Source organism: Streptomyces sp. BA2, assembly GCF_009769735.1.
In the GTDB taxonomy this organism is placed as follows: domain Bacteria; phylum Actinomycetota; class Actinomycetes; order Streptomycetales; family Streptomycetaceae; genus Streptomyces.
In genome coordinates this window covers 8776675-8793993 of the sequence record NZ_WSRO01000002.1, presented here as the reverse complement: position 1 = coordinate 8793993, position 17319 = coordinate 8776675, and the positions used below count along the sequence as shown (strand labels likewise).

Sequence of the window (17319 nt, the reverse complement as noted above, 5' to 3'; positions counted from 1 at the left end):
GGACGCCTACGCCGCGGGCTCGGCGGACGAGTCGTCGGGCACGGCCGCTACCGGCCCCCTGAAGTCCAGCACGGCCTCGGCTCTCTGCTGGGTCTCCTCGGCGGCCTTGCGGGCTGTCGCGAGGACGTCGCCGTGCTCCTGGACGAGGGTTTCGTAGATCGGCGCCTCAGCGGCGTCATTGGCCGGCATGACCAGCAGCTCCTTGTTCGGTGACTGTGTGACTGTGTTGGTTCGGTTCGGCCGTATGCGGCCGGTCCGCGACCTTACGCTGCGCGGGCGGTCCTCTGCGGACCGGGGTCGATCACTGAGACGGCCCTCACAGCGCACTGGAGAGAGCCTGAGTACGCCGGAAATCCGGCGGGTGTACGTGAAATGGGCGCCGCGGCCGTCCGAAGCCGGGCGGGATCCGTGGCCCGATGTGAGACTGCTGATGAGGCGGTGATCACAGATGTCGAGCCATCCCAGGGAACCCGAACCCGGGAAGCGAGGCCCCCGGCAGCCCGGGCCCGGGGAGCAGCTGTTCGAGCAACTGCTCGCTTCGGCGCACGCGGCGGCGCCGATGGAGCTTCCCGCCCTGGCGCAGCGCTTCGCCGGCGCCGTCGGGCTCGACCGGGTCGACGTGTACCTGGTGGACATCCAGCAGCGGTGTCTGGTGTCGCTGGCCGAGGGGCCGCCCTCCCTCAGTGTGGACACCTCCGTCGCCGGTTCGGCCTACCGGGCGCACGAGCTGCGCGTCGAGGAACTGGCCCAGGGCAGGATCGTCGCCTGGCTGCCGCTGATCGACGGCGCCGAGCGGCTCGGCGTGATCGGTGCCACGGCGTCGGTCATCGACGTCGCGCTGCTGCGCCGCTGCCGCATGCTGGCCTCCGTCCTCGCCATGACGATCACCTCGAAGCGGGCGTCGAGCGACAGCTTCGCGCGCCGGACACGGTCCGAGACCATGCAGCTTCCCGCCGAGATGCTCAGGGCCTTCCTGCCGCCGAGGACGATCGGCAATTCCCATGTGATCTCGACCGCCGTCCTCGAACCCGCGTACGAGATCGGCGGCGACGCCTTCGATCACTCCCTGACCCCGTCGACCCTGCATGTGGCGATCTTCGATGCCATGGGCCACAACCTCGCGTCGGGTCTGACCACCGCCGTGGCCATGGCCGGCTGCCGTAACGCCCGCCGCGCCGAGGCCGATCTGCCCGAGCTCGTCAACACCATCCAGCACGCGCTTGCCGGGTGGCTGCCCGAGCAGTTCTGCACCGGGATCCTCGCCCAGCTCGACCTGGCCGGTGGGGTGCTGCGCTGGTGCAACTGCGGCCATCCGCCGCCCCTGCTGATCCGGGACCACCGCGTACTCGACCGCGCCCTCGAGCGTCCCGCCCAGCCGCCCATGGGGACGCCCGCCGTGCTGTCCGGCGTGTCGTGGGAGGTCCACGAGCAGGCGCTCGAACCGGGCGACCGGGTGCTGATGTACACCGATGGCGTCACCGAGCTGCGGACCGGGGGCGGCGCCGAGTTCGGCCTGGAGCGGTTCACGGACAGCATCATCCGCGCGACCGCCGCGGGCGAACCGGCGCCCGAGGCCCTGCGCCAGCTCATCCACTCCATCCTCGACCGGCAGGACAACCAACTGCGCGACGACGCGACGCTGTTGCTCCTCGAGTGGCGTCCGCCCGAAACCCGGTGACCTGCCGCCCCCCGCATGCCGGAACGTGTGTTCTGGATCAGGGTGGATACACGGCAGAACACCGGCATCAGCCGCGCACGAAGGAGGACGAGCACCGTGGGAGACGACGAGGTCATGGGCGACGAGGTCTACCAGCCCGACGCTGAGGAGGTCCGCGAGGACGAGGGCATCCTCGATGCGGAGGACACGCTCAGCGACCGCGGGGCGGATCCGTACGACGAGGGCTGGTCGCCCCCCGAGCGGCCGCTTGGAGTGGCCCACACCGGTACCACCCCTCAGGAGCAGCAGGAGGGCGAGAGCCTGGCCGAACGCCTCTCCGAGGAGCGGCCCGACCCCGCGCTCGACGTTCCCGGCCCCGCCGAGGACGACGACGGCATCGGGGACACGACCGACACCGACGGCGAGCCGATCGACGAGGCGGAGGTGGGTGACGCCCGCGCCGGACGCCTGTTCGCCCCGGATGAGGGGGCGAGCGGGGATCCGGAGTCCGACGCCGCGCAGGACATGGTCGGCGAGGACATGGGCATCGACGGCGGGGCGGCGTCCGCCGAGGAGGCCGCGGTGCATGTCATCGACCCGGACGCCGCCGACCGGACGGACTCCGCGGGCTGAGACGGCGAAGTCACCCGAAGCGTGGCTTCTCTGTCAGCGCAGGTCGAGCCGCATCAGGATCCGGGGGTGGCCGGCCAGTACGGAGGTGGTGTCGGCGGCGTGGGTGAATCCGGCGCGCTCGAAGTTCTTGCGGATCCCCGCGTACGCCATCGTCAGGTCGACCTTGGCGTCGCCGTTGTCGAGCGGGTACGCCTCGACCGCCGGTGCTCCGTGGGCGCGGGCGAACTCGACCGCACCGGCGATGAGTGCGTGCGAGATCCCTTGCTTCCGGTGGCCGGGGCGCACTCGAATGCACCACAGGGACCAGACCGGCAGATCGTCGACGTGCGGAATCTTTCGGTTCCGCGCGAAGGACGTGTCCGCGCGCGGCGCCACGGCTGCCCAGCCCACCGGCTCGCCCCCGTCGTAGGCGAGCACCCCCGGAGGGGGTTCCGCACGGCACAACTCCGCGACGTACTCACCGCGGTCGGGCCCACGCAGCTCGTTGTTCATCTTGGACGGGATCCGATAGCTCAGGCACCAGCAGACATTGGCACCGGGCGACTTCGGACCAACCACGGCACGGACGTCCTCGAACACCGAGGCTGGGCGCACTTCGATGGGCATGACACCAGAGTGGCACGCGTGGCGGCAGGTGCACGGCGTACGGGCTGAAGCGCCGACGCTATGAGCCCGCCTCGCCGTCCCGTACGGCCTCCGTCATGGACGCGGCTGTGCGGACCAGGGCTGCCGTGGCCGTCGAACGGGACTGCTGGGGCCAGGCGATGGCCACGATCGCGGGCGGCGACGGAGGTGGGCAGCAGCGGGATCACACCGCCGAGGCCGACGCGCGTGAGCACTTGGGCCAGCGCTCTCAACACGCAGGGCTTCTACGGCGCCACCGCACCGAGCCCTCCCGATTCCGCGCCCACCGGCTTCCGCCAGTGGTGCCAGGAGGTGCTCAGGCCGGCTGTCCGGGCTTAGGAGCTGGGGCTAGGGGCGTGCGTGAGCGTGGAGCCGCAGCCACGCGGCAAGGGCGGCGAAGTCGTCGTCCGTCATGCCCAGCGTGGGGTCGATTCGCCGCAGAAGGGCTGGTCCTGAGCGGTGCGCCTCCACCCAGGACCGGTCGGCTTCGGTGATTTCGTCGTCCACCCAGGCGAACGGACGTCCTGCCGCCCATCGGAGAACGGGTCGGGTCTTCCAGTGGAGTCCGCGCCTCTCGTCCTCGTCGGACTCCTCGGACGACTCCGGCCAGAGCAACACGGGCAGCTCCGGCAAACCGAGCCAGCGCGCGACACATTCGTTCGCGTCGGACATCCACGTCGTGGCCCACACCAGCTCGCACGGCAGCGCCATCAGCCGGGGTCCGTGCGCCGGGTTGATCCGGGTGATCAGCGGATTCGCGTCGGCTTCCGGGGGCTTGCGCCCGGTCTCGTAGGTCGGGTACCCCTCCGGAAGCTGTTGCCGTGTCGCCCCGAAGGGGATGAGGGGTCCATCGACATCGAGGAAGAGAAGGGGCACCACGGAAGCGGTCACGGTTGAACCGTAAACGCCCGCGAACGGAACCGTCTCATGTGCTCCACATGATCTCCACGCCAATCCTTGCCCAACAGTTGAGGCTTCGATCTATTCCCAGCTCAGGGGCGTTTATTACTCAATCTTTGGCAGATTTTTGCCCTGTCATCAGAGGTTAATGCGATGGCAAAGTGAGAGACACAGCTGCCGTACAGGCTGTTCCCGAGGCGACGTGGTGCCCGCTGTCACTCAGCAGCCCGCGCCGCCTCACTGTCACCATCGACCCGACCACACCGCGTCCCGGCTCCGCCGCAGTGACGCAGGAGGCAGGCCATCATGAAGTCCCTGATCGACAACGCCCGTTCCTTCGCCGCGACACACGTCGCGGCCCCTCACAACGCCGCGGCCTTCCAGGCCCTCGGGGCCGGGCAGTCGCCCGAAGCCCTGTTCATCACGTGCTCCGACTCACGCGTCGTACCGACCCTGATCACCGGAGCACGCCCCGGCGAACTCTTCGAACTCCGTACAGCGGGCAACGTCGTACCGCCCTACCCCTCCCGTAACTCCCGTAACTCCCGTAACTCCCATGACTCCCGCGACGACGTCAGCCGGGAAAGCCGCCCCATGAGCGAGGCGGCCACCATCGAGTACGCGGTGTGCGTGCTCGGAGTCCGCGACATCGTCGTCTGCGGACACTCGCACTGCGGCGCGGTGGGCGCCCTGCTGCGGGGCGAAGACCTTTCGGCCGTACCGGCCGTGCGCGACTGGCTGGACCACTCCGTCCCGCCGGACGCCCCCCTGCGCACCCTCGTCCCCGCCTCCGCGGACGTGGCCGAAGCCGTGCAGACCCACGTGCTGGCCCAGGTGGAGAGGCTGCGCGCGTACCCGTGTGTGACAGAGCGGATCGACGACGGCTCACTGAACCTGCACGCCTGGTACTACGAGGTGCACACAGGCGCCGTCACCGCCCATCGCCCGTCGTTCGACGACCGGCCCGCGTTCGGTCCGCTGTGAGAGCAGCCACGCCCCACCGCCCGGCCCGCTCTCACGACAGGACCCCCCACCCTCATGTCCTCCTTCCTCTCCTCTCTCCGCTCCCCCTACCGCCCACTGCGTGAACCAGGCGTCCGCCGCCAGGACTTCCTCGCCTCGCTCGTCGTCTTCCTCGTCGCCCTGCCGCTGTGTGTCGGCGTGGCCGTCGCCTCCGGCGTGCCCGCCGAACTGGGCCTAGTCACCGGCATCGTCGGCGGCCTCGTCGTCGGCCTCCTGCCGGGCAGCGCCCTGCAAGTCAGCGGGCCGGCCGCCGGACTGACCGTGCTCGTCTTCGAGGCGGTACAGGAGTTCGGGCTCGGCATGCTCGGCGCCATCGTGCTGCTCACCGGTGCCCTGCAGATCGCCCTCGGGCTGCTGCGCTGCGGCCGGTGGTTCCGCGCAATCTCCGTGTCCGTCGTGCAGGGCATGCTGGCGGGCATCGGACTCGTACTGATCCTCGGCCAGCTCTACACCATGGCCGGTGCCGAGCAGCCGCGCTCCGGGCTCGACAAGATAGCCGGGCTGCCCGGCCTCCTTGCCGACGTACTGGGCGACACCGCCTCACTGACCGCCGCCGCCTTGGGCCTCGGCACCATCGCCGTGCTCGTGCTGTGGCCGAAACTGCCCGCGGCCGTGCGCGTGGTGCCCGCACCGCTGGCCGCCGTCGCGCTGGCCACCGCGGTGGCCGCCGGGCTGCGGCTCGACGTGGCCAACGTGACGGTACGCGGCCTGGTCGACGCCATTCAGCCGCCGGGGCTCGGCGACCTGGCGGCCCTGGGCAGTGTGGCCGTGCTCGGCACGGTCCTCGCGTTCACCCTCATCGCCTCGGCCGAATCGCTGTTCAGCGCGGCCGCGGTGGACCGTATGCACGACGGTCCGCGTACGCAGTACGACAAGGAGCTGGTCGCCCAGGGCATCGGCAACGCGACGTGCGGCGTGCTCGGGGCGCTGCCGATGACGGCGGTCATCGTCCGCAGCTCGGCCAACGTCGAGGCCGGCGCACGCACTCCGCTCTCCCGTGTCCTGCACGGCGCGTGGCTGCTGCTGTTCGCCGTGCTGTTCCCGGCCGCGCTCGGCATCATCCCGCTGGCGGCGCTCGCCGGGGTCCTGGTCCACGCGGGATTCAAGTTGATCCCCGTCAAGGCGATCGTCCCGCTCGCCCGCGAGCACCGGGGCGAGGCCCTGGTGCTCGCCACCACCGCGATCGCCATCGTGGTGACCAACATGTTCGAGGGCGTGGTGCTCGGCCTGGTGCTCGCGGTGGTCAAGTCCGCCTGGGAGACCTCGCACATCCACCTGGACGTACGGGAGTTGACCGGCGGCCGGATGGTCGTCACCCTCACCGGCAACGCGACGTTCCTGCGGCTGCCCCGCATCCTCGAAACGCTGGAGGCCCTGCCCAAGGACCGGCCCATCGAGCTGGATCTGACCGCCGTGCGGCATCTGGACCACGCCTGTCGTACGACGCTGGAGAACTGGGCGCTGCGGCACAACGACAGCGGTACGGAAGCGGTGCGGATGAAGACGTTCCCCGACACCGAGTCCGGGGAACCCGCGGAGGCACCGATGCGCCACTGATCGCGCCCGCCCCCGAATGACCCGCCGCGCCGCCTTCCACCCGCCCCGGTGGCGGGCGGCGCGGTGCTCTTCGACCCAGCTGCCCGATGGGGTGCCGAAATCGATCCGCCGAAGCAGGCGTGAGACGCGCTCGACGGGGCACCCGCATACTTGGCCCCGCCGCGTCCCCCCGTCGCGGCGGGGCCGCTGTCCGTTGCCGTCGACCGCCGCGGCAACCGCCGCTAGTCGGCCATCGCACCGCAGGAGATGTTCACGTCCGTCGACGTCAGCGTGCGCGCCCGGTCCGATGCCACGAACGCGGCCACGTGGCCGACGTCGCTCAGCTCGGCGGTCCGCCCCAGGAGCGTCGCCCGCTCGAGCCCGGCGGTGATCTCGTCGCGGCCGGGGAAGCCCTCGGGGATGGCCTGGGGGACACCTCCCGACCTCAGGGTGACCACGCGGATGCCGTGCGCTCCCAGCTCACACGCCCACTGACGGCGCAGGCCTTCCAAAGCGTCGAGTGCGACCTTGAAGCCGCCGAGGCCCGGCAGGGTCTGCGGCCCGCCACCGCCGAACGCCAGGATGACGCCCGCGCCCCGGGGGACCATGTGCCGGGCCGCAGCCCTGGTGGTCAGGAACTGTGAGCGCAGCACCGTCGTGACGGGCTGCAGGAAGTCGTCCACCGAGATCTTCTGGAGCGGTTCTTGCACATCGGCTGCTCCGATGACGTTGAACGAGATGTCGATCTGCCCGGCTCGGGCCACGATCCCGTCGACGCACTCCGCCACCGCCCGTTCGTCCAAGGCGTCGACGACGACGGGCTGCGCCTGGCCGCCACCCGAGCGGATCGTCCCGGCGAGCGCATCGAGGGTGGCCCGGGTGCGGCCCGCGACGAACACCCGGGCTCCCTCGTCGGCGAAGGCGCGCGCTGCCGCCCCTCCGATCGCCCCTCCGGCCCCGTACACCACAGCGACCTTGTTCTCCAGCAGCATCGCCACCACGCCCTTCCCACACGGACATCTCCGGAACATTTCCGGCTTCCGTGGGGTACGTCGGAGCCGCCGGCCGGAATTCGACACGGCGACCCCCGGGGCTACCGGCGGCTGCGCACCAGCAGGTACACGAAGTAGGGCGTACCGACGACCGCCGTCATGAGTCCCGCGCCCAGCTGGGCCGGGGCGATGACGGTCCGGCCCAGCAGATCGGCGAGGCAGACGAGGGTCGCGCCGAGCAGCATCGCCACCGGCACGACCCGGATGTGGCGTCGGCCCACCAGCGCGCGTGCGGCGTGCGGCGCCACGAGTCCCACGAAGCCGATCGTGCCGGCCGCGGCCACCGCGGTGGCGCTGAGCAGCACGCTCACGACGAGGAACCCGAGGCGTCCGCGAGCCAGGTCGAGGCCCAGGAGCCGGGGGGTGTCCTCGTCGAGCGACACGAGGTCGAGTTCCTTGCGGCGGGCGAAGGCCACGGCCGTCGCGGCCACGAGCACGGCGGCGACCGGCAGGATGTCGGTGCCGGACCGTCCGTAGGTGGAGCCCGAGAGCCAGATCAGCGCCTTGGTCGCGCTGAACCGGTCGGTGAGCACGATCAACAGGCTGATGAGCGCCATCGTTCCCGTGGACACCCCCATGCCGACCAGGACGAGCCTGCTGTTCTGGAAGCCGCCCTTCGCCGCGAGTCCGAAGACGACGACGGCGCTGACCGCGGCGCCGGCGAACGCCGCCCCGGCGATGCTCCACGATCCGGCGCCCGGTGCCGAGGTGACAAGGATGATGGCGCCGAGCGCCGCTCCGCCGGAGACGCCGAGGACACCGGGTTCCGCGAGCGGATTGCGGGTCACGGACTGCACGAGCGTGCCGGACAGCGCGAGCGCGGCACCCGCGCAGAGTGCGGCGAGCACCCGTGGCACGCGGGTGTCGAGGACGAAGGTGATGGCTTGGCCTGATTGGCCCCGGACCCAGTTGGCCACGTCGCCGAGCAGGAACGTGCTGTCGCCGACGAGCACCGCGGCGATCGTGACGCCGGCCAGCGCGCCCACGAGGAGCACCACGGTGATGACGTACGCGGTCCTGCTGGGGATGCGCAGCCGGTCCGGCGCGGCGGCACCGGCGCCGTCGCGGGTGCGCATCGCCATGACGACGAGGAACACGGCGCCGACGACGCTTGTGATGACGCCCGTGGGCACGGTCACCGCGGTCTGGGATGACGTCACGGCGCGCAGGAGTACGTCGGAGCCAAGGACCAGGGCGGCGCCCACGAGACCCGCCACGGGGATGCGGGTCCGGTGGCGCAGGAGGGCACGGACGCGGCCTGCGAGCGGCCGCACCAGGGCGGGCGCGCAGAGTCCCACGAAGGCGATCGGCCCGGCCAGCGTCACCGCTCCGGCCGAGAGCAGCGAGGCGAGGACGACGGCCGTGACGCGGGTGCCGCGGACCGGGATACCGAGGCCGCGCGCGGCGTCGTCGCCCAGGGCCAGGGCGTCGATGCGGCGGGCGATGAGCAGCAGGCCCGCTAGGGCGGCGAGGACGACGGGCGCCATCTCGGCGACTCCGTCGAAGCCGTTCTGGCTGATGCTTCCCTGGCCCCACTGGTAAAGGCCCTGGGTCTGTTCGGGGGCCAGCAGGAGCAGCGCCTCGGTGATGGCGTTGAGCCCGAGGGCCAGCGCACTGCCCGCGAGGACGAGGCGGACGGTGCCGGCGCCGCGTCCGGCGAGCGCGAGGACGACGGCGGCAGCGGCGAGGCCGCCGACGAACGCCACTCCCGATGAGGCGAGCAGGGGCGCCGTCACACCGCTGGCGACCAGGATGGTGATCGCGAGGTACGAACCGGCGTTGACGGCGAGAGTGTCCGGTGCGGCGAGCACGTTGCGGCTGACGGCCTGGAGGGCGGCGCCCGCGGCGCCGAGTGCGACGCCGACGAGTATCCCGGCGACCATGCGCGGCAGACGCGAGGCGATGACGACGGAGGAGTCGCCCTGCTCGGCCTGGCCGGTGAGGGCCTTCCAGACCTGGCCGGGGCCGACGGACGCGGTGCCTTGCGTGATGTCGACGACGGCGAGAACGGCGACCAGAAGAACGAGACCGGCCGTCACCGCGACCGCGCCCGATGGGGATGCGGCAGTGCGTTCGGGCGTGGCTGAGGGCGTTGCGGTGACGGCCACGGTCTCCTACTTCTTCAGGCTGTCGATGAGGGCGTCGATGTACGCCTCCATCGCCTCGGGGCCGCCGAACATCCAGATGCCGTCGGGCAGGCGGTGCACCTCGTCGTCCTTGACGAACGGCAGCGACTTCCAGACGGAGTTGTCGGCGAGTTCGTCGGTGAACACGTCGGAGCTGTCGTCGCCCTTGTTGCCGATGTAGACGAACTTCACGTCGTCGCCGAGCGCGGTGAGGCCCTCGACGTCGGTGGTGGCGAGCCCGTAGTCCTTGTCGCCCTTGATCTTCCAGGCGTTCTTGAGGCCGAGGTCCTCGTTGACGGCGCCCAGCAGGGAGTTGCTGGTGTAGCCGCGCAGGGAGACCTGGTTCGAGGCGGCGTAGCCGTCGGCCATGGCGATCTTCGAGCCGTCGAGCTTGGCCTCCTTCAGCGCCTTCTTGCCTTCGGCGACCTTCGTCTCGTACGACTCCTTGGCCTTCTTGGCCTCGGCGGTCGTGCCGGTGGCCTTGGCGATGACGTCGAGCGTGTCCATCATCTGGCCGACCTGGTCGGAGCCGTCGGCGGCCTTGACCTGGAGGACGGGGGCGACCTCCTTCATCTGCTTCACCGCGGAGGCCGACATGTCGGTCGTGGTGACGATGAGGTCCGGGGTGAGACCGGCGAGGGTGTCCATGCTCGGCTCACCGCGGGTGCCGATGTCCTTGGGGTCGTTCTTCAGCGGAACCGCCGAGTCCCACGCCTTGTAGCCCTTGACGTCGGCGACGCCGACGGGGTCCACGCCTAGCGTGACCATGGACTCGACGACGTTCCACTCGGTTCCGACGACCTTCTTGGCCGGACCGTCCAGCTTCACCGACTTGCCGTTGGCGTCGGTGAGGGTGATCGGCTCGGACTTCTTGTCCGAACTGGTCTTGGCGGGCTCGGAGGTGCCGCAACCGGACAGGATGAGGGCCACGGCGGTGGCGGCCGTCGCGGCGATCAGGGGGCGTCTCATGAGGAGGTGTGGAGCCTTTCACTTCTGCTGTGGTGGCGGCCTATCGCGCGGGTGCGCAGCCGGCCGGTGAGGGGGTCTGTGTCGACCTCGATGCGGATGCCGTACGTCTCGGAGAGGCGTTCCGGCCGCAGTACGTCTTCGGGGGCGCCGTCGGCGACGATGCGCCCCGCGTCGAGGAGGGCGATCCGGTCGGCGACGGCGGCCGCCTGGTCGAGGTCGTGCAGGACGACGCCGACGGCGATGCCGCCGTCGTCCGCGAGGTCACGCATCAGGTCGAGGAGTTCGATCTGGTAGCGCAGGTCGAGGTAGGTGGTCGGCTCGTCGAGGAGGAGCACGCCGGTCTCCTGGGCGAGGCAGCTGGCGAGCCACACCCGCTGCAGCTGTCCGCCGGAGAGCTGGTCGACGGGGCGGTCGGCGAGGCCGTCGACGCCGGTCATGGTGAGCACGCGCTCCACCACCGCGGCGCCCCCGGCATCGGCCTGACCCCAGCGGCCCCGGTAGGGGTAGCGGCCGAAGTCCACGACGTCACGGACGGTCAGACCGCCGGGCGTGGGGCGCCCTTGAGTCAGAAGGGCTACGTGCCGGGCGAACTGGCGGGCGGTGAGGTCGAAGCCGTCGGCGGCGTCGGCCGTTCCGGAGTCGAGGGTCAGCGTGCCGCGCCGGGCGCCCTGCAAGCGGGCGACGGTGCGCAGCAGCGTCGACTTGCCGCTCCCGTTGGGGCCGACGAGAGCGGTCACTTCGCCGGGCCTGAGCTGGAGGGCGGCGTCGTGGACGACGTCGACACCGTCGTACGACACAGTCATGTGCTCGGCGGACAATTCGTGACCGCGCGGACGTGTGGCGCTACCTGCGCGTTCACCTGATCTCACGGCGTGCAGGTTAGCCTAACCTTAGTCTGGCTGGAAGTAGGGGGTCCCAACTCGGCCCGGTTGCCCCCATTGCGCACGGATGCCGCCCATCGGTCGAGATGATGGACGGCATCGGTGGTACCGATTCGTGCTGGTTCCGTCAGTAGAGCTTCTTGACGGCCTTGAGGGTCGTGGCCTTGAAGTCGGCCACCTGCGCGTGGGCGAAGTTGCCCATCTGCCCCCACTTGACGAGTGTCACCGTGGTGCCGTCCCGGCCGACCGAGAGCATGTTGATGTCGGAGGACCCTGTCGTGGCCTCGGTGTGGACGCCGTAGACGTGGGCGCCCTCCTCGACGTTCAGCTTTCCGTAGTACTTCTGGGTCGCGGTGACGTCGGGATTCTCCTGCATCAGCTTCTTCGAGCAGCCTTCGAGGTTCTTGCGCAGCAGGGCCGCGAAGTCCTTGGCGCGCTGCTCGTTGCGCTCCACCACCGTCACCTGGAGGGCGTTGGTGTCGTACTCCGTGTGGAAGGCGCGGTGCACGGAGATCGACGGCAGGGCCTCCCCGACACACATCGGCAGCGGGTCGGGCTGCCCGGCGGTCACCGGGCCCGCGGTCCACGCCGACGAGGCGTGCGGCGGCATTTCGGCCGCGGACAGGAACCGGGGCCCGGCGGCCGCCGCCGCTGGGCTCGTGCCCGCCACGACACCCGCGACGGCCACCGCGGCACCCAGAGCACACAGTCCTCGGCTCATACGAACGCTCATCATCGTCAACTCCCCGTTTACGGAAGGTCAGCTTGCCCGACCCCACGCCACATACGACCCGCGACACCCCACGCCCGTTGCCCCCTCCCCCGTCACAGCCCTGTCCGCAATGTCACCGAACGGCTACCTCCGCTACCGGTTGACATGCGTCGAGCAGGGAAGACGGCGCAGTGCGCCGTCCGCAGAGTGAACCGTCCGCGGAGAGAGCGCAGAGAGAACGAGGAGGAGCCCCATGGACAGTTCCGCATCGCCGTGGGCGCGGCGGGGCGCCGCGCTGCGCCGCACCCCGGTGGCGATGTGGAACGACGACGTGTCGGACTGGGCCGCGGCGCTGACGTACTACGCGATCCTCGCTCTGCTGCCCGCTCTCCTGGTCACGGTCAGCCTGATCAGCCTGGTCAGCCCCGGCACCACGCAGTCACTCATCGCCGAGGTCACCGACTGGGCGCCCGCGCAGTCGGGCAGCGCCCTGAACGAGGCGCTCACCGAGATGGCCCGCGCGCGGTCCGCCGCCGTGATGGTGGTGATCGCCGGAGGGGTCAGCGCGCTGTGGTCCGCCTCCAGTTACGCGGCCGTCTTCCGGCGGGCGCTGCACGCGATGCACGGCGTGAAGGACACGCGGCCCGTGTGGCGCAAGGCGCACCGAGTACTGATGACCGCCGTCGCGCTGCTCGCGCTGCTGGCCGCCAGCGCGCTCCTGCTCGTCCTGAGCGGCCCACTCGTCCAGACCGTCGGGCAGCGCATCGGGGTCGGCGACGCGGGACAGACCGCATGGAACGTCATGAAATGGCCGGCCCTTGTCTGCCTGGTGGTCCTGCTCGTCCTCGTGCTCTTCCGCAACGCGCCGCCCTCGGAGCGCGGATGGCGCCGCAGCCTGCCGGGCGGACTGCTCGCCGCGCTGCTGTGGCTCCTGTCCTCGGGCCTTTTCACCTTGTACGCCACGGGGTTCGGCAGCTACGGCAAGCTCTACGGTTCGCTGGCCGGGGTGGTCGTCTTCCTGGTGTGGCTCTGGATGTCCAATCTGGCGCTGCTGGCCGGAGCCCAGTTCACGGTGGAGGTGGCCCGCGCGCCGGCCGCCGTGTCCGGGTCCGGGTCCTGAGGTCTACCCGCCCTTGCGCCGGGAGCGTTTCGCCGACCTCAGGGCCTCCATCAGGCCCCTGGGCCGAGTCCCCTTCGGCTTCCGTACGACGGTGATCAAGTAGTCGGTGTCGATCGCCGTGCCCGCGAGGATGAACAGGCGGCGCGAGCGGGTCCACGCCCCGTGCGCGAGGAGGCCTTCGCGCTCCAGATCGTGGACGAGGGACGATGCCATCTCGTCGCGGGTGGACGTGTCGCTCATCAGGCCGGGGACACCGGGGCGGTTGTGGATGAGGGGCGCGTCGTCGGCCGTGAGCGGGACGAATTTGGTCACGACGCGGAGTGCTTCCTCCATCGTGGGAGGAATGAGGCCGTCGCGGGCGACGACAACACCCTCGATGCTCTCCGGGGCCGTCGGCTCCACGTCATGACGTCCGGTCGGGAGCACCGGGGTCGTCAGCTCGCCGGCACAGCCGGGTGCCGGACAGGGCTGCGAGACGATCTCCGCCATGTCGACCGGCGCGGTGTACGACTGGGGCCGCTGGTTCCGGCACTCCCTGCAGAGGGTGTACCGGCAGTCCTGGCACTGCAGGCCGAGCGGATTCATCACGGTGAGCGTGGTCGCGGCTCCGGGGCCATGGAACATGAGCGCGTGGTTCGAGCACCAGACGCCACGACAGCCCGAGCACTCCGTCATGACCGGCGCCAGAAGCGCGCTCGACGCCTGCTGTTCCGTCACGGGCTCGGGCGAGGTCAGACGGCCCGTGCGGCTCTGCATCAGGGTCACCTGCGCCATGAACAGTCCGGTGGTGCTCTCGGGGTCGCCCCGCAGGTGCCGCAGGACTTCGTCCAAGGCGGATCGATGCCGGTCGGCTGTCAGGAGCTCTCGTACGTGCCGTTCCAGTGGCCGGTCGTGGTCCCAGTCCGCCGGCAGCTCGAATCTCCGCATGTCGTTCACCCTCCTTCTCCCAGTGCGGCCGCTTCAGCGTGACGGCCGGTGGCCGTCAAGGCGTCGTGGGCCGCCCGGCATACCGCCGCCAGGAAGTCCCTCGGCAGCGATGTCGTCGCCAGCAGCCGGTTGAGACGGTTGATCGCCTCGTCGAAGCGGCCAAGATGGATCAGCACCTGCGACAGCGTCAGTTCCCTGTGCTGCTGGTCGATCCCGGACAGGGGCGGGGCCATGACCTGGAGCGGCGGCCTGCGCAGGCCTCTGGAGAGCATGGTGGCGAGGTTCGAGAACGACGCCGGGCGCTCGTCCATGTGCTGCATCAAGCAGCTGGAGAGGACCTGGCCGACGCCGGTGCTCGGCGGGACAACCGGATACTGGGTCGGCGCGGACAAGCCGTAATACAGCTCCTCGGTACGGCTCCCCGGCCCGGAGGTCTCGTAGTACTCGAGCAGCTGCGCGCGCTGCTCGTCGGGGGCCGGCGCCAGGCGGAAGGGATAGGGCAGCCGCCCCGTGCACGCTTCGTAGAGGAGCACACCGAAGGAGAAGGTGTCGGCCCGTATGTCGCACGGCTCTTGTCGGAGCACTTCAGGTGCGGCGTAGGCCCACGTGCCGCCGCGCGCCGCGGGGAAGCGTCCGTCGCGGATGCTCACCTGCTGGGCCAGACCGAAGTCGGCGACCTTGGCCTGGCCCGCACCGTCGAGGAGCACGTTCGACGGCTTGAGATCGAGGTGGGCCATCTCGGTCGTACGGGAGAGGTGGGCCATGCCCTCGCACACCTGCTGGAGCACGTCGGCCAGGTCGTCGGGGACGGGTGCGCGCGTGTTCGTGTGCGTCGCGAGGGTGTCGTGGTCGGTCGTCCCGCGTCGCTGTCTGAGGAACTCGGCCAGTGTGGAGGGCACGTATTCGAGGACGATGCCGGGCGAGTCACCGATCGTGATCTCTTCGAACGTGGTCACGACGTGCGGATGCGGTGCGAGGCCCAGCAGCGTGGCGAGTTCGGTGTCTCCCGCGAGGGCGCGGGACAGCGGGGTCTTGATCGCGCGGCGTACTCCCCGCTCGGCGTCGTCGACGATCAGGACCCACGCCTGCCCGCCGCGCCGGACCTCCGTCACCGACCAGCGTCCGTCGATGACCGTGCCCACGGCTGCGGGGGCGCCCGCGAACGCCGGGGGCGGGCACGCCGGCCCCTCGGCTGTCGGCGCGTCCGTCGTCAGGGCGTCCACTGTCCGGTCATCCACCACGCGTTGCCTCCTCGTCCGCCGACTCCGTCGGCTTCGCATAGGGGTCGTAAAGATCAGGGGCGGAGAATTCGACCAGCATCGTTCCGCTGGCGACCCGCAGCCGATCCTTGTCGCCGACCGTGCAGGACTCCCCCTTCCCGATCTTCAACTGCCTTGTGGCACCGTGCAGATAGGCGGGGCGGGGCCCCAAGTGCTGGTAGACGAGCGTCGTGCCGACCAAGGACAGGTGGCCGTGGAAACGGCTGTCGCGGAGGTCCGGCAGGTGCACGCGATTCGCCGCGCTGCGGCCGAGCGACACGTTGAAGTCGTCGGTTTCGAGGATGGGTTCCGTCGCGTCACCCCGCATCCACGACAGCCGCAGGGTTCCGTCCACGAACCGGTGGACCGGCGAGACCAGACGGAGACGGTCGGGTTCGAGCGCGACGAGCCGCTCCACGGGGGCCAGGAGTACCGAATCCCGGTTCCAGCGTGCGGCATTGAGGCGCAAGGACACGACGCCGATCACACAGCCGGTGCCGGTGAGCAGCACAGGAGCACCACTCATGCCGTGCTGAGCGTGTCGACAGCTGATCTTCACCCAGGACCGGCCGTCCTCCGACGTCTCGCCCACATAGCTGCCGACCCCGGCGTCGTAGTCGCGTGACCGGGCGAATCCGCGGAGGTGGACAGCGGCACCTGGCGTGGCATTCCTGTGCGGGGCGAGCGCCATCGGCTGCCAGTCGACAGCTTCGCCGATCCGCACGAGCGCCACGTCGGCTGCCTCGTCGACGAGCGCGGAGATCTCGACCGGCAGTGATCGGCCGGGCATGGTGAGCGGCACGAACGTCCAGTCCGCGTCCGCGTCCGGGGCGATGACATGCGCCGCGGTGGCGGCGAGACCGTCGGCGGTGACCACGAACGCGGTCCCGACGGGGACACCGTCACGTACCAGCCTTCCGATGGCGTCCACAGCGATTCCTACCGGACCGCACTGTTCACGTACTCCTCCACCGCACTTGTCACTCAGATCCCCCCACCTCTGGATGACACCGTCACCGTCCGGGAACCCGCGCACTGAGCGGGTCAACCACCCTCCACTATCCGGGAGTTACCCCGTCCGGCTCAAATCTTCCACCACTTCCGAGTGGAGTTCCCGTGGCCCCACCAGTCACAGACATGGCATCGAGCACCGCTACCAGGGCGCGATCGGTTCCATCCCCGTGCGGCGGCGCTCTTCGTCAGGGGAGCTGCCAGGGCGGGTCCGAGTTGTGCGCCCCCGGGCGGAAATCCGGGACGACGCGCCCGCGTTCGCCCTTCCCTGCGCGCCGCGTGCGCTCCCCCCGCGGGGGTTCGGGCGCGGCACGCACCGGTGATACGCCTGAAGGACGAGCTACTCGTGCGCGCGTTCGCCCAAGCGGCATCGCGACATGGCGGCATCGCGACATCGAAGAGGAGTCATCCCATGGCCTCGTTCGACACGGGACGGTTGTGCGCGATCGTCAAGATCCTGGACCAGGCAAGCACTCACCTCCGTCTTGCTGCCCGCGAGTGCGCCCTCGCCGGAGCCGCGACAGCCATGACGCGGCCGGCCGCCGATCCGACCGCGTCCGGCATCACCGCGCTCCTGAGCGTCTCGGAACAGGCCTCGGGCAGTGTCCGGCGCGCGCTGGTCCACATCCGCAACGGTGAGGACCAGCGCGCCCAGCACGAACTGGACCGGGCCCGGAGCCAGTCGTGCGGGGCAGTCCTCACTCCGGCCGGACTGCCCCGGCCCCTCCCCCGGCGTGTGACCACGGCGCTGCGCCTGATGCAGGGGATCACCGGCTTCTTCCCGTCCGAGACGGAACAGGTCCTGGTGCGGGCAGCCCTGCCCTAGCCCGCTCCGCCGCCACCTGGGCGATTCACTCGAATGGGCTAGCCAAGGCGGCGGTGAACCAAG

The 17319-nt window shown here is 70.5% G+C and carries 17 protein-coding genes; 6 read left to right on the top strand and 11 right to left on the bottom strand.

Translation table 11 applies throughout. The annotated features are described in order from the left end of the window. Positions 1-6: 6 nt before the first annotated feature. Positions 7-189, bottom strand: coding sequence for a hypothetical protein (locus E5671_RS42080; protein ID WP_160509462.1), 183 nt, complete (start codon positions 187-189; stop codon positions 7-9). Between the two features lie 259 nt (positions 190-448). On the opposite strand from E5671_RS42080, the gene E5671_RS42075 reads away from it, so the two are divergent. Together E5671_RS42075 and E5671_RS42070 are read left to right on the top strand one after the other, a co-directional pair. After that, positions 449-1678 (top strand): PP2C family protein-serine/threonine phosphatase, encoded by a 1230-nt coding sequence (locus E5671_RS42075; RefSeq protein ID WP_160509461.1) that lies wholly within the window; start codon positions 449-451, stop codon positions 1676-1678. A gap of 114 nt (positions 1679-1792) precedes the next feature. After that, a complete protein-coding gene (locus E5671_RS42070; protein ID WP_160510776.1) occupies positions 1793-2290 on the top strand; it encodes a DUF5709 domain-containing protein in 498 nt (165 codons plus the stop codon). Between the two features lie 33 nt (positions 2291-2323). Here E5671_RS42070 and E5671_RS42065 read toward each other — a convergent pair whose 3' ends face one another. Together E5671_RS42065 and E5671_RS42055 are read right to left on the bottom strand one after the other, a co-directional pair. Further along, positions 2324-2896, bottom strand: coding sequence for a GNAT family N-acetyltransferase (locus E5671_RS42065; protein ID WP_160509460.1), 573 nt, complete (start codon positions 2894-2896; stop codon positions 2324-2326). 366 nt (positions 2897-3262) lie between these two features. Continuing rightward, entirely contained in the window at positions 3263-3805 is a 543-nt protein-coding gene (locus E5671_RS42055) for an HAD domain-containing protein (protein WP_160509459.1), read from the bottom strand. A gap of 315 nt (positions 3806-4120) precedes the next feature. On the opposite strand from E5671_RS42055, the gene E5671_RS42050 reads away from it, so the two are divergent. Beyond that, entirely contained in the window at positions 4121-4798 is a 678-nt protein-coding gene (locus E5671_RS42050) for a carbonic anhydrase (RefSeq protein WP_160509458.1), read from the top strand. A gap of 54 nt (positions 4799-4852) precedes the next feature. Continuing rightward, positions 4853-6394: a SulP family inorganic anion transporter gene (locus E5671_RS42045; protein WP_160509457.1), complete on the top strand. Its 1542-nt coding sequence runs from the start codon at positions 4853-4855 to the stop codon at positions 6392-6394. Positions 6395-6615: 221 nt separating this feature from the next. Here E5671_RS42045 and E5671_RS42040 read toward each other — a convergent pair whose 3' ends face one another. From E5671_RS42040 to E5671_RS42020, 5 genes are all read right to left on the bottom strand, one after another. After that, a complete protein-coding gene (locus E5671_RS42040) occupies positions 6616-7365 on the bottom strand; it encodes an SDR family NAD(P)-dependent oxidoreductase (protein ID WP_160510775.1) in 750 nt (249 codons plus the stop codon). 101 nt (positions 7366-7466) lie between these two features. Further along, complete coding sequence (locus E5671_RS42035; protein WP_160509456.1) at positions 7467-9533, bottom strand: Fe(3+)-hydroxamate ABC transporter permease FhuB; 2067 nt, start codon at positions 9531-9533, stop codon at positions 7467-7469. A gap of 6 nt (positions 9534-9539) precedes the next feature. After that, a complete protein-coding gene (locus E5671_RS42030) occupies positions 9540-10520 on the bottom strand; it encodes an ABC transporter substrate-binding protein (RefSeq protein ID WP_160509455.1) in 981 nt (326 codons plus the stop codon). Then, the gene (locus E5671_RS42025) at positions 10517-11323 is read right to left on the bottom strand and encodes an ABC transporter ATP-binding protein (RefSeq protein ID WP_237330361.1); all 807 of its coding nucleotides are present in this window, start codon (positions 11321-11323) and stop codon (positions 10517-10519) included. Before E5671_RS42025 ends, E5671_RS42030 begins: the two co-directional genes overlap by 4 nt. Before the next feature lie 205 nt (positions 11324-11528). Continuing rightward, the gene (locus E5671_RS42020) at positions 11529-12122 is read right to left on the bottom strand and encodes a hypothetical protein (protein ID WP_202121465.1); all 594 of its coding nucleotides are present in this window, start codon (positions 12120-12122) and stop codon (positions 11529-11531) included. A 244-nt stretch (positions 12123-12366) separates the two neighbouring features. On the opposite strand from E5671_RS42020, the gene E5671_RS42015 reads away from it, so the two are divergent. After that, positions 12367-13233 carry a YihY/virulence factor BrkB family protein gene (locus E5671_RS42015; RefSeq protein WP_160509453.1) on the top strand — a complete coding sequence of 289 codons (867 nt, stop codon included), beginning with the start codon at positions 12367-12369 and terminating at the stop codon, positions 13231-13233. Between the two features lie 3 nt (positions 13234-13236). Here the strand turns inward: E5671_RS42015 and E5671_RS42010 are convergent, their stop codons facing one another. The 3 genes from E5671_RS42010 to E5671_RS42000 are packed head-to-tail and all read right to left on the bottom strand — an operon-like array spanning position 13237 to position 16350. Continuing rightward, positions 13237-14160: a hypothetical protein gene (locus tag E5671_RS42010; RefSeq protein WP_160509452.1), complete on the bottom strand. Its 924-nt coding sequence runs from the start codon at positions 14158-14160 to the stop codon at positions 13237-13239. 5 nt (positions 14161-14165) lie between these two features. Further along, on the bottom strand, positions 14166-15398 hold the full coding sequence (locus tag E5671_RS42005) for a protein kinase domain-containing protein (RefSeq protein WP_160509451.1): 1233 nt from the start codon (positions 15396-15398) through the stop codon (positions 14166-14168). Beyond that, positions 15391-16350: a trypsin-like peptidase domain-containing protein gene (locus E5671_RS42000; protein WP_160509450.1), complete on the bottom strand. Its 960-nt coding sequence runs from the start codon at positions 16348-16350 to the stop codon at positions 15391-15393. Before E5671_RS42000 ends, E5671_RS42005 begins: the two co-directional genes overlap by 8 nt. A 492-nt stretch (positions 16351-16842) precedes the next feature. On the opposite strand from E5671_RS42000, the gene E5671_RS41995 reads away from it, so the two are divergent. Further along, on the top strand, positions 16843-17256 hold the full coding sequence (locus E5671_RS41995) for a hypothetical protein (RefSeq protein ID WP_160509449.1): 414 nt from the start codon (positions 16843-16845) through the stop codon (positions 17254-17256). The last annotated feature ends 63 nt before the right edge of the window (positions 17257-17319 follow it).

Coding starts and splice junctions, on each gene's coding strand:
- E5671_RS42080 (WP_160509462.1), bottom strand. CDS start 189: ATGCCGGCCAATGACGCCGCTGAGGCGCCGATCTACGAAACCCTCGTC.
- E5671_RS42075 (WP_160509461.1), top strand. CDS start 449: ATGTCGAGCCATCCCAGGGAACCCGAACCCGGGAAGCGAGGCCCCCGG.
- E5671_RS42070 (WP_160510776.1), top strand. CDS start 1,793: ATGGGCGACGAGGTCTACCAGCCCGACGCTGAGGAGGTCCGCGAGGAC.
- E5671_RS42065 (WP_160509460.1), bottom strand. CDS start 2,896: ATGCCCATCGAAGTGCGCCCAGCCTCGGTGTTCGAGGACGTCCGTGCC.
- E5671_RS42050 (WP_160509458.1), top strand. CDS start 4,121: ATGAAGTCCCTGATCGACAACGCCCGTTCCTTCGCCGCGACACACGTC.
- E5671_RS42045 (WP_160509457.1), top strand. CDS start 4,853: ATGTCCTCCTTCCTCTCCTCTCTCCGCTCCCCCTACCGCCCACTGCGT.
- E5671_RS42040 (WP_160510775.1), bottom strand. CDS start 7,365: ATGCTGCTGGAGAACAAGGTCGCTGTGGTGTACGGGGCCGGAGGGGCG.
- E5671_RS42030 (WP_160509455.1), bottom strand. CDS start 10,520: ATGAGACGCCCCCTGATCGCCGCGACGGCCGCCACCGCCGTGGCCCTC.
- E5671_RS42025 (WP_237330361.1), bottom strand. CDS start 11,323: ATGACTGTGTCGTACGACGGTGTCGACGTCGTCCACGACGCCGCCCTC.
- E5671_RS42020 (WP_202121465.1), bottom strand. CDS start 12,122: ATGAGCCGAGGACTGTGTGCTCTGGGTGCCGCGGTGGCCGTCGCGGGT.
- E5671_RS42015 (WP_160509453.1), top strand. CDS start 12,367: ATGGACAGTTCCGCATCGCCGTGGGCGCGGCGGGGCGCCGCGCTGCGC.
- E5671_RS42010 (WP_160509452.1), bottom strand. CDS start 14,160: ATGCGGAGATTCGAGCTGCCGGCGGACTGGGACCACGACCGGCCACTG.
- E5671_RS41995 (WP_160509449.1), top strand. CDS start 16,843: ATGGCCTCGTTCGACACGGGACGGTTGTGCGCGATCGTCAAGATCCTG.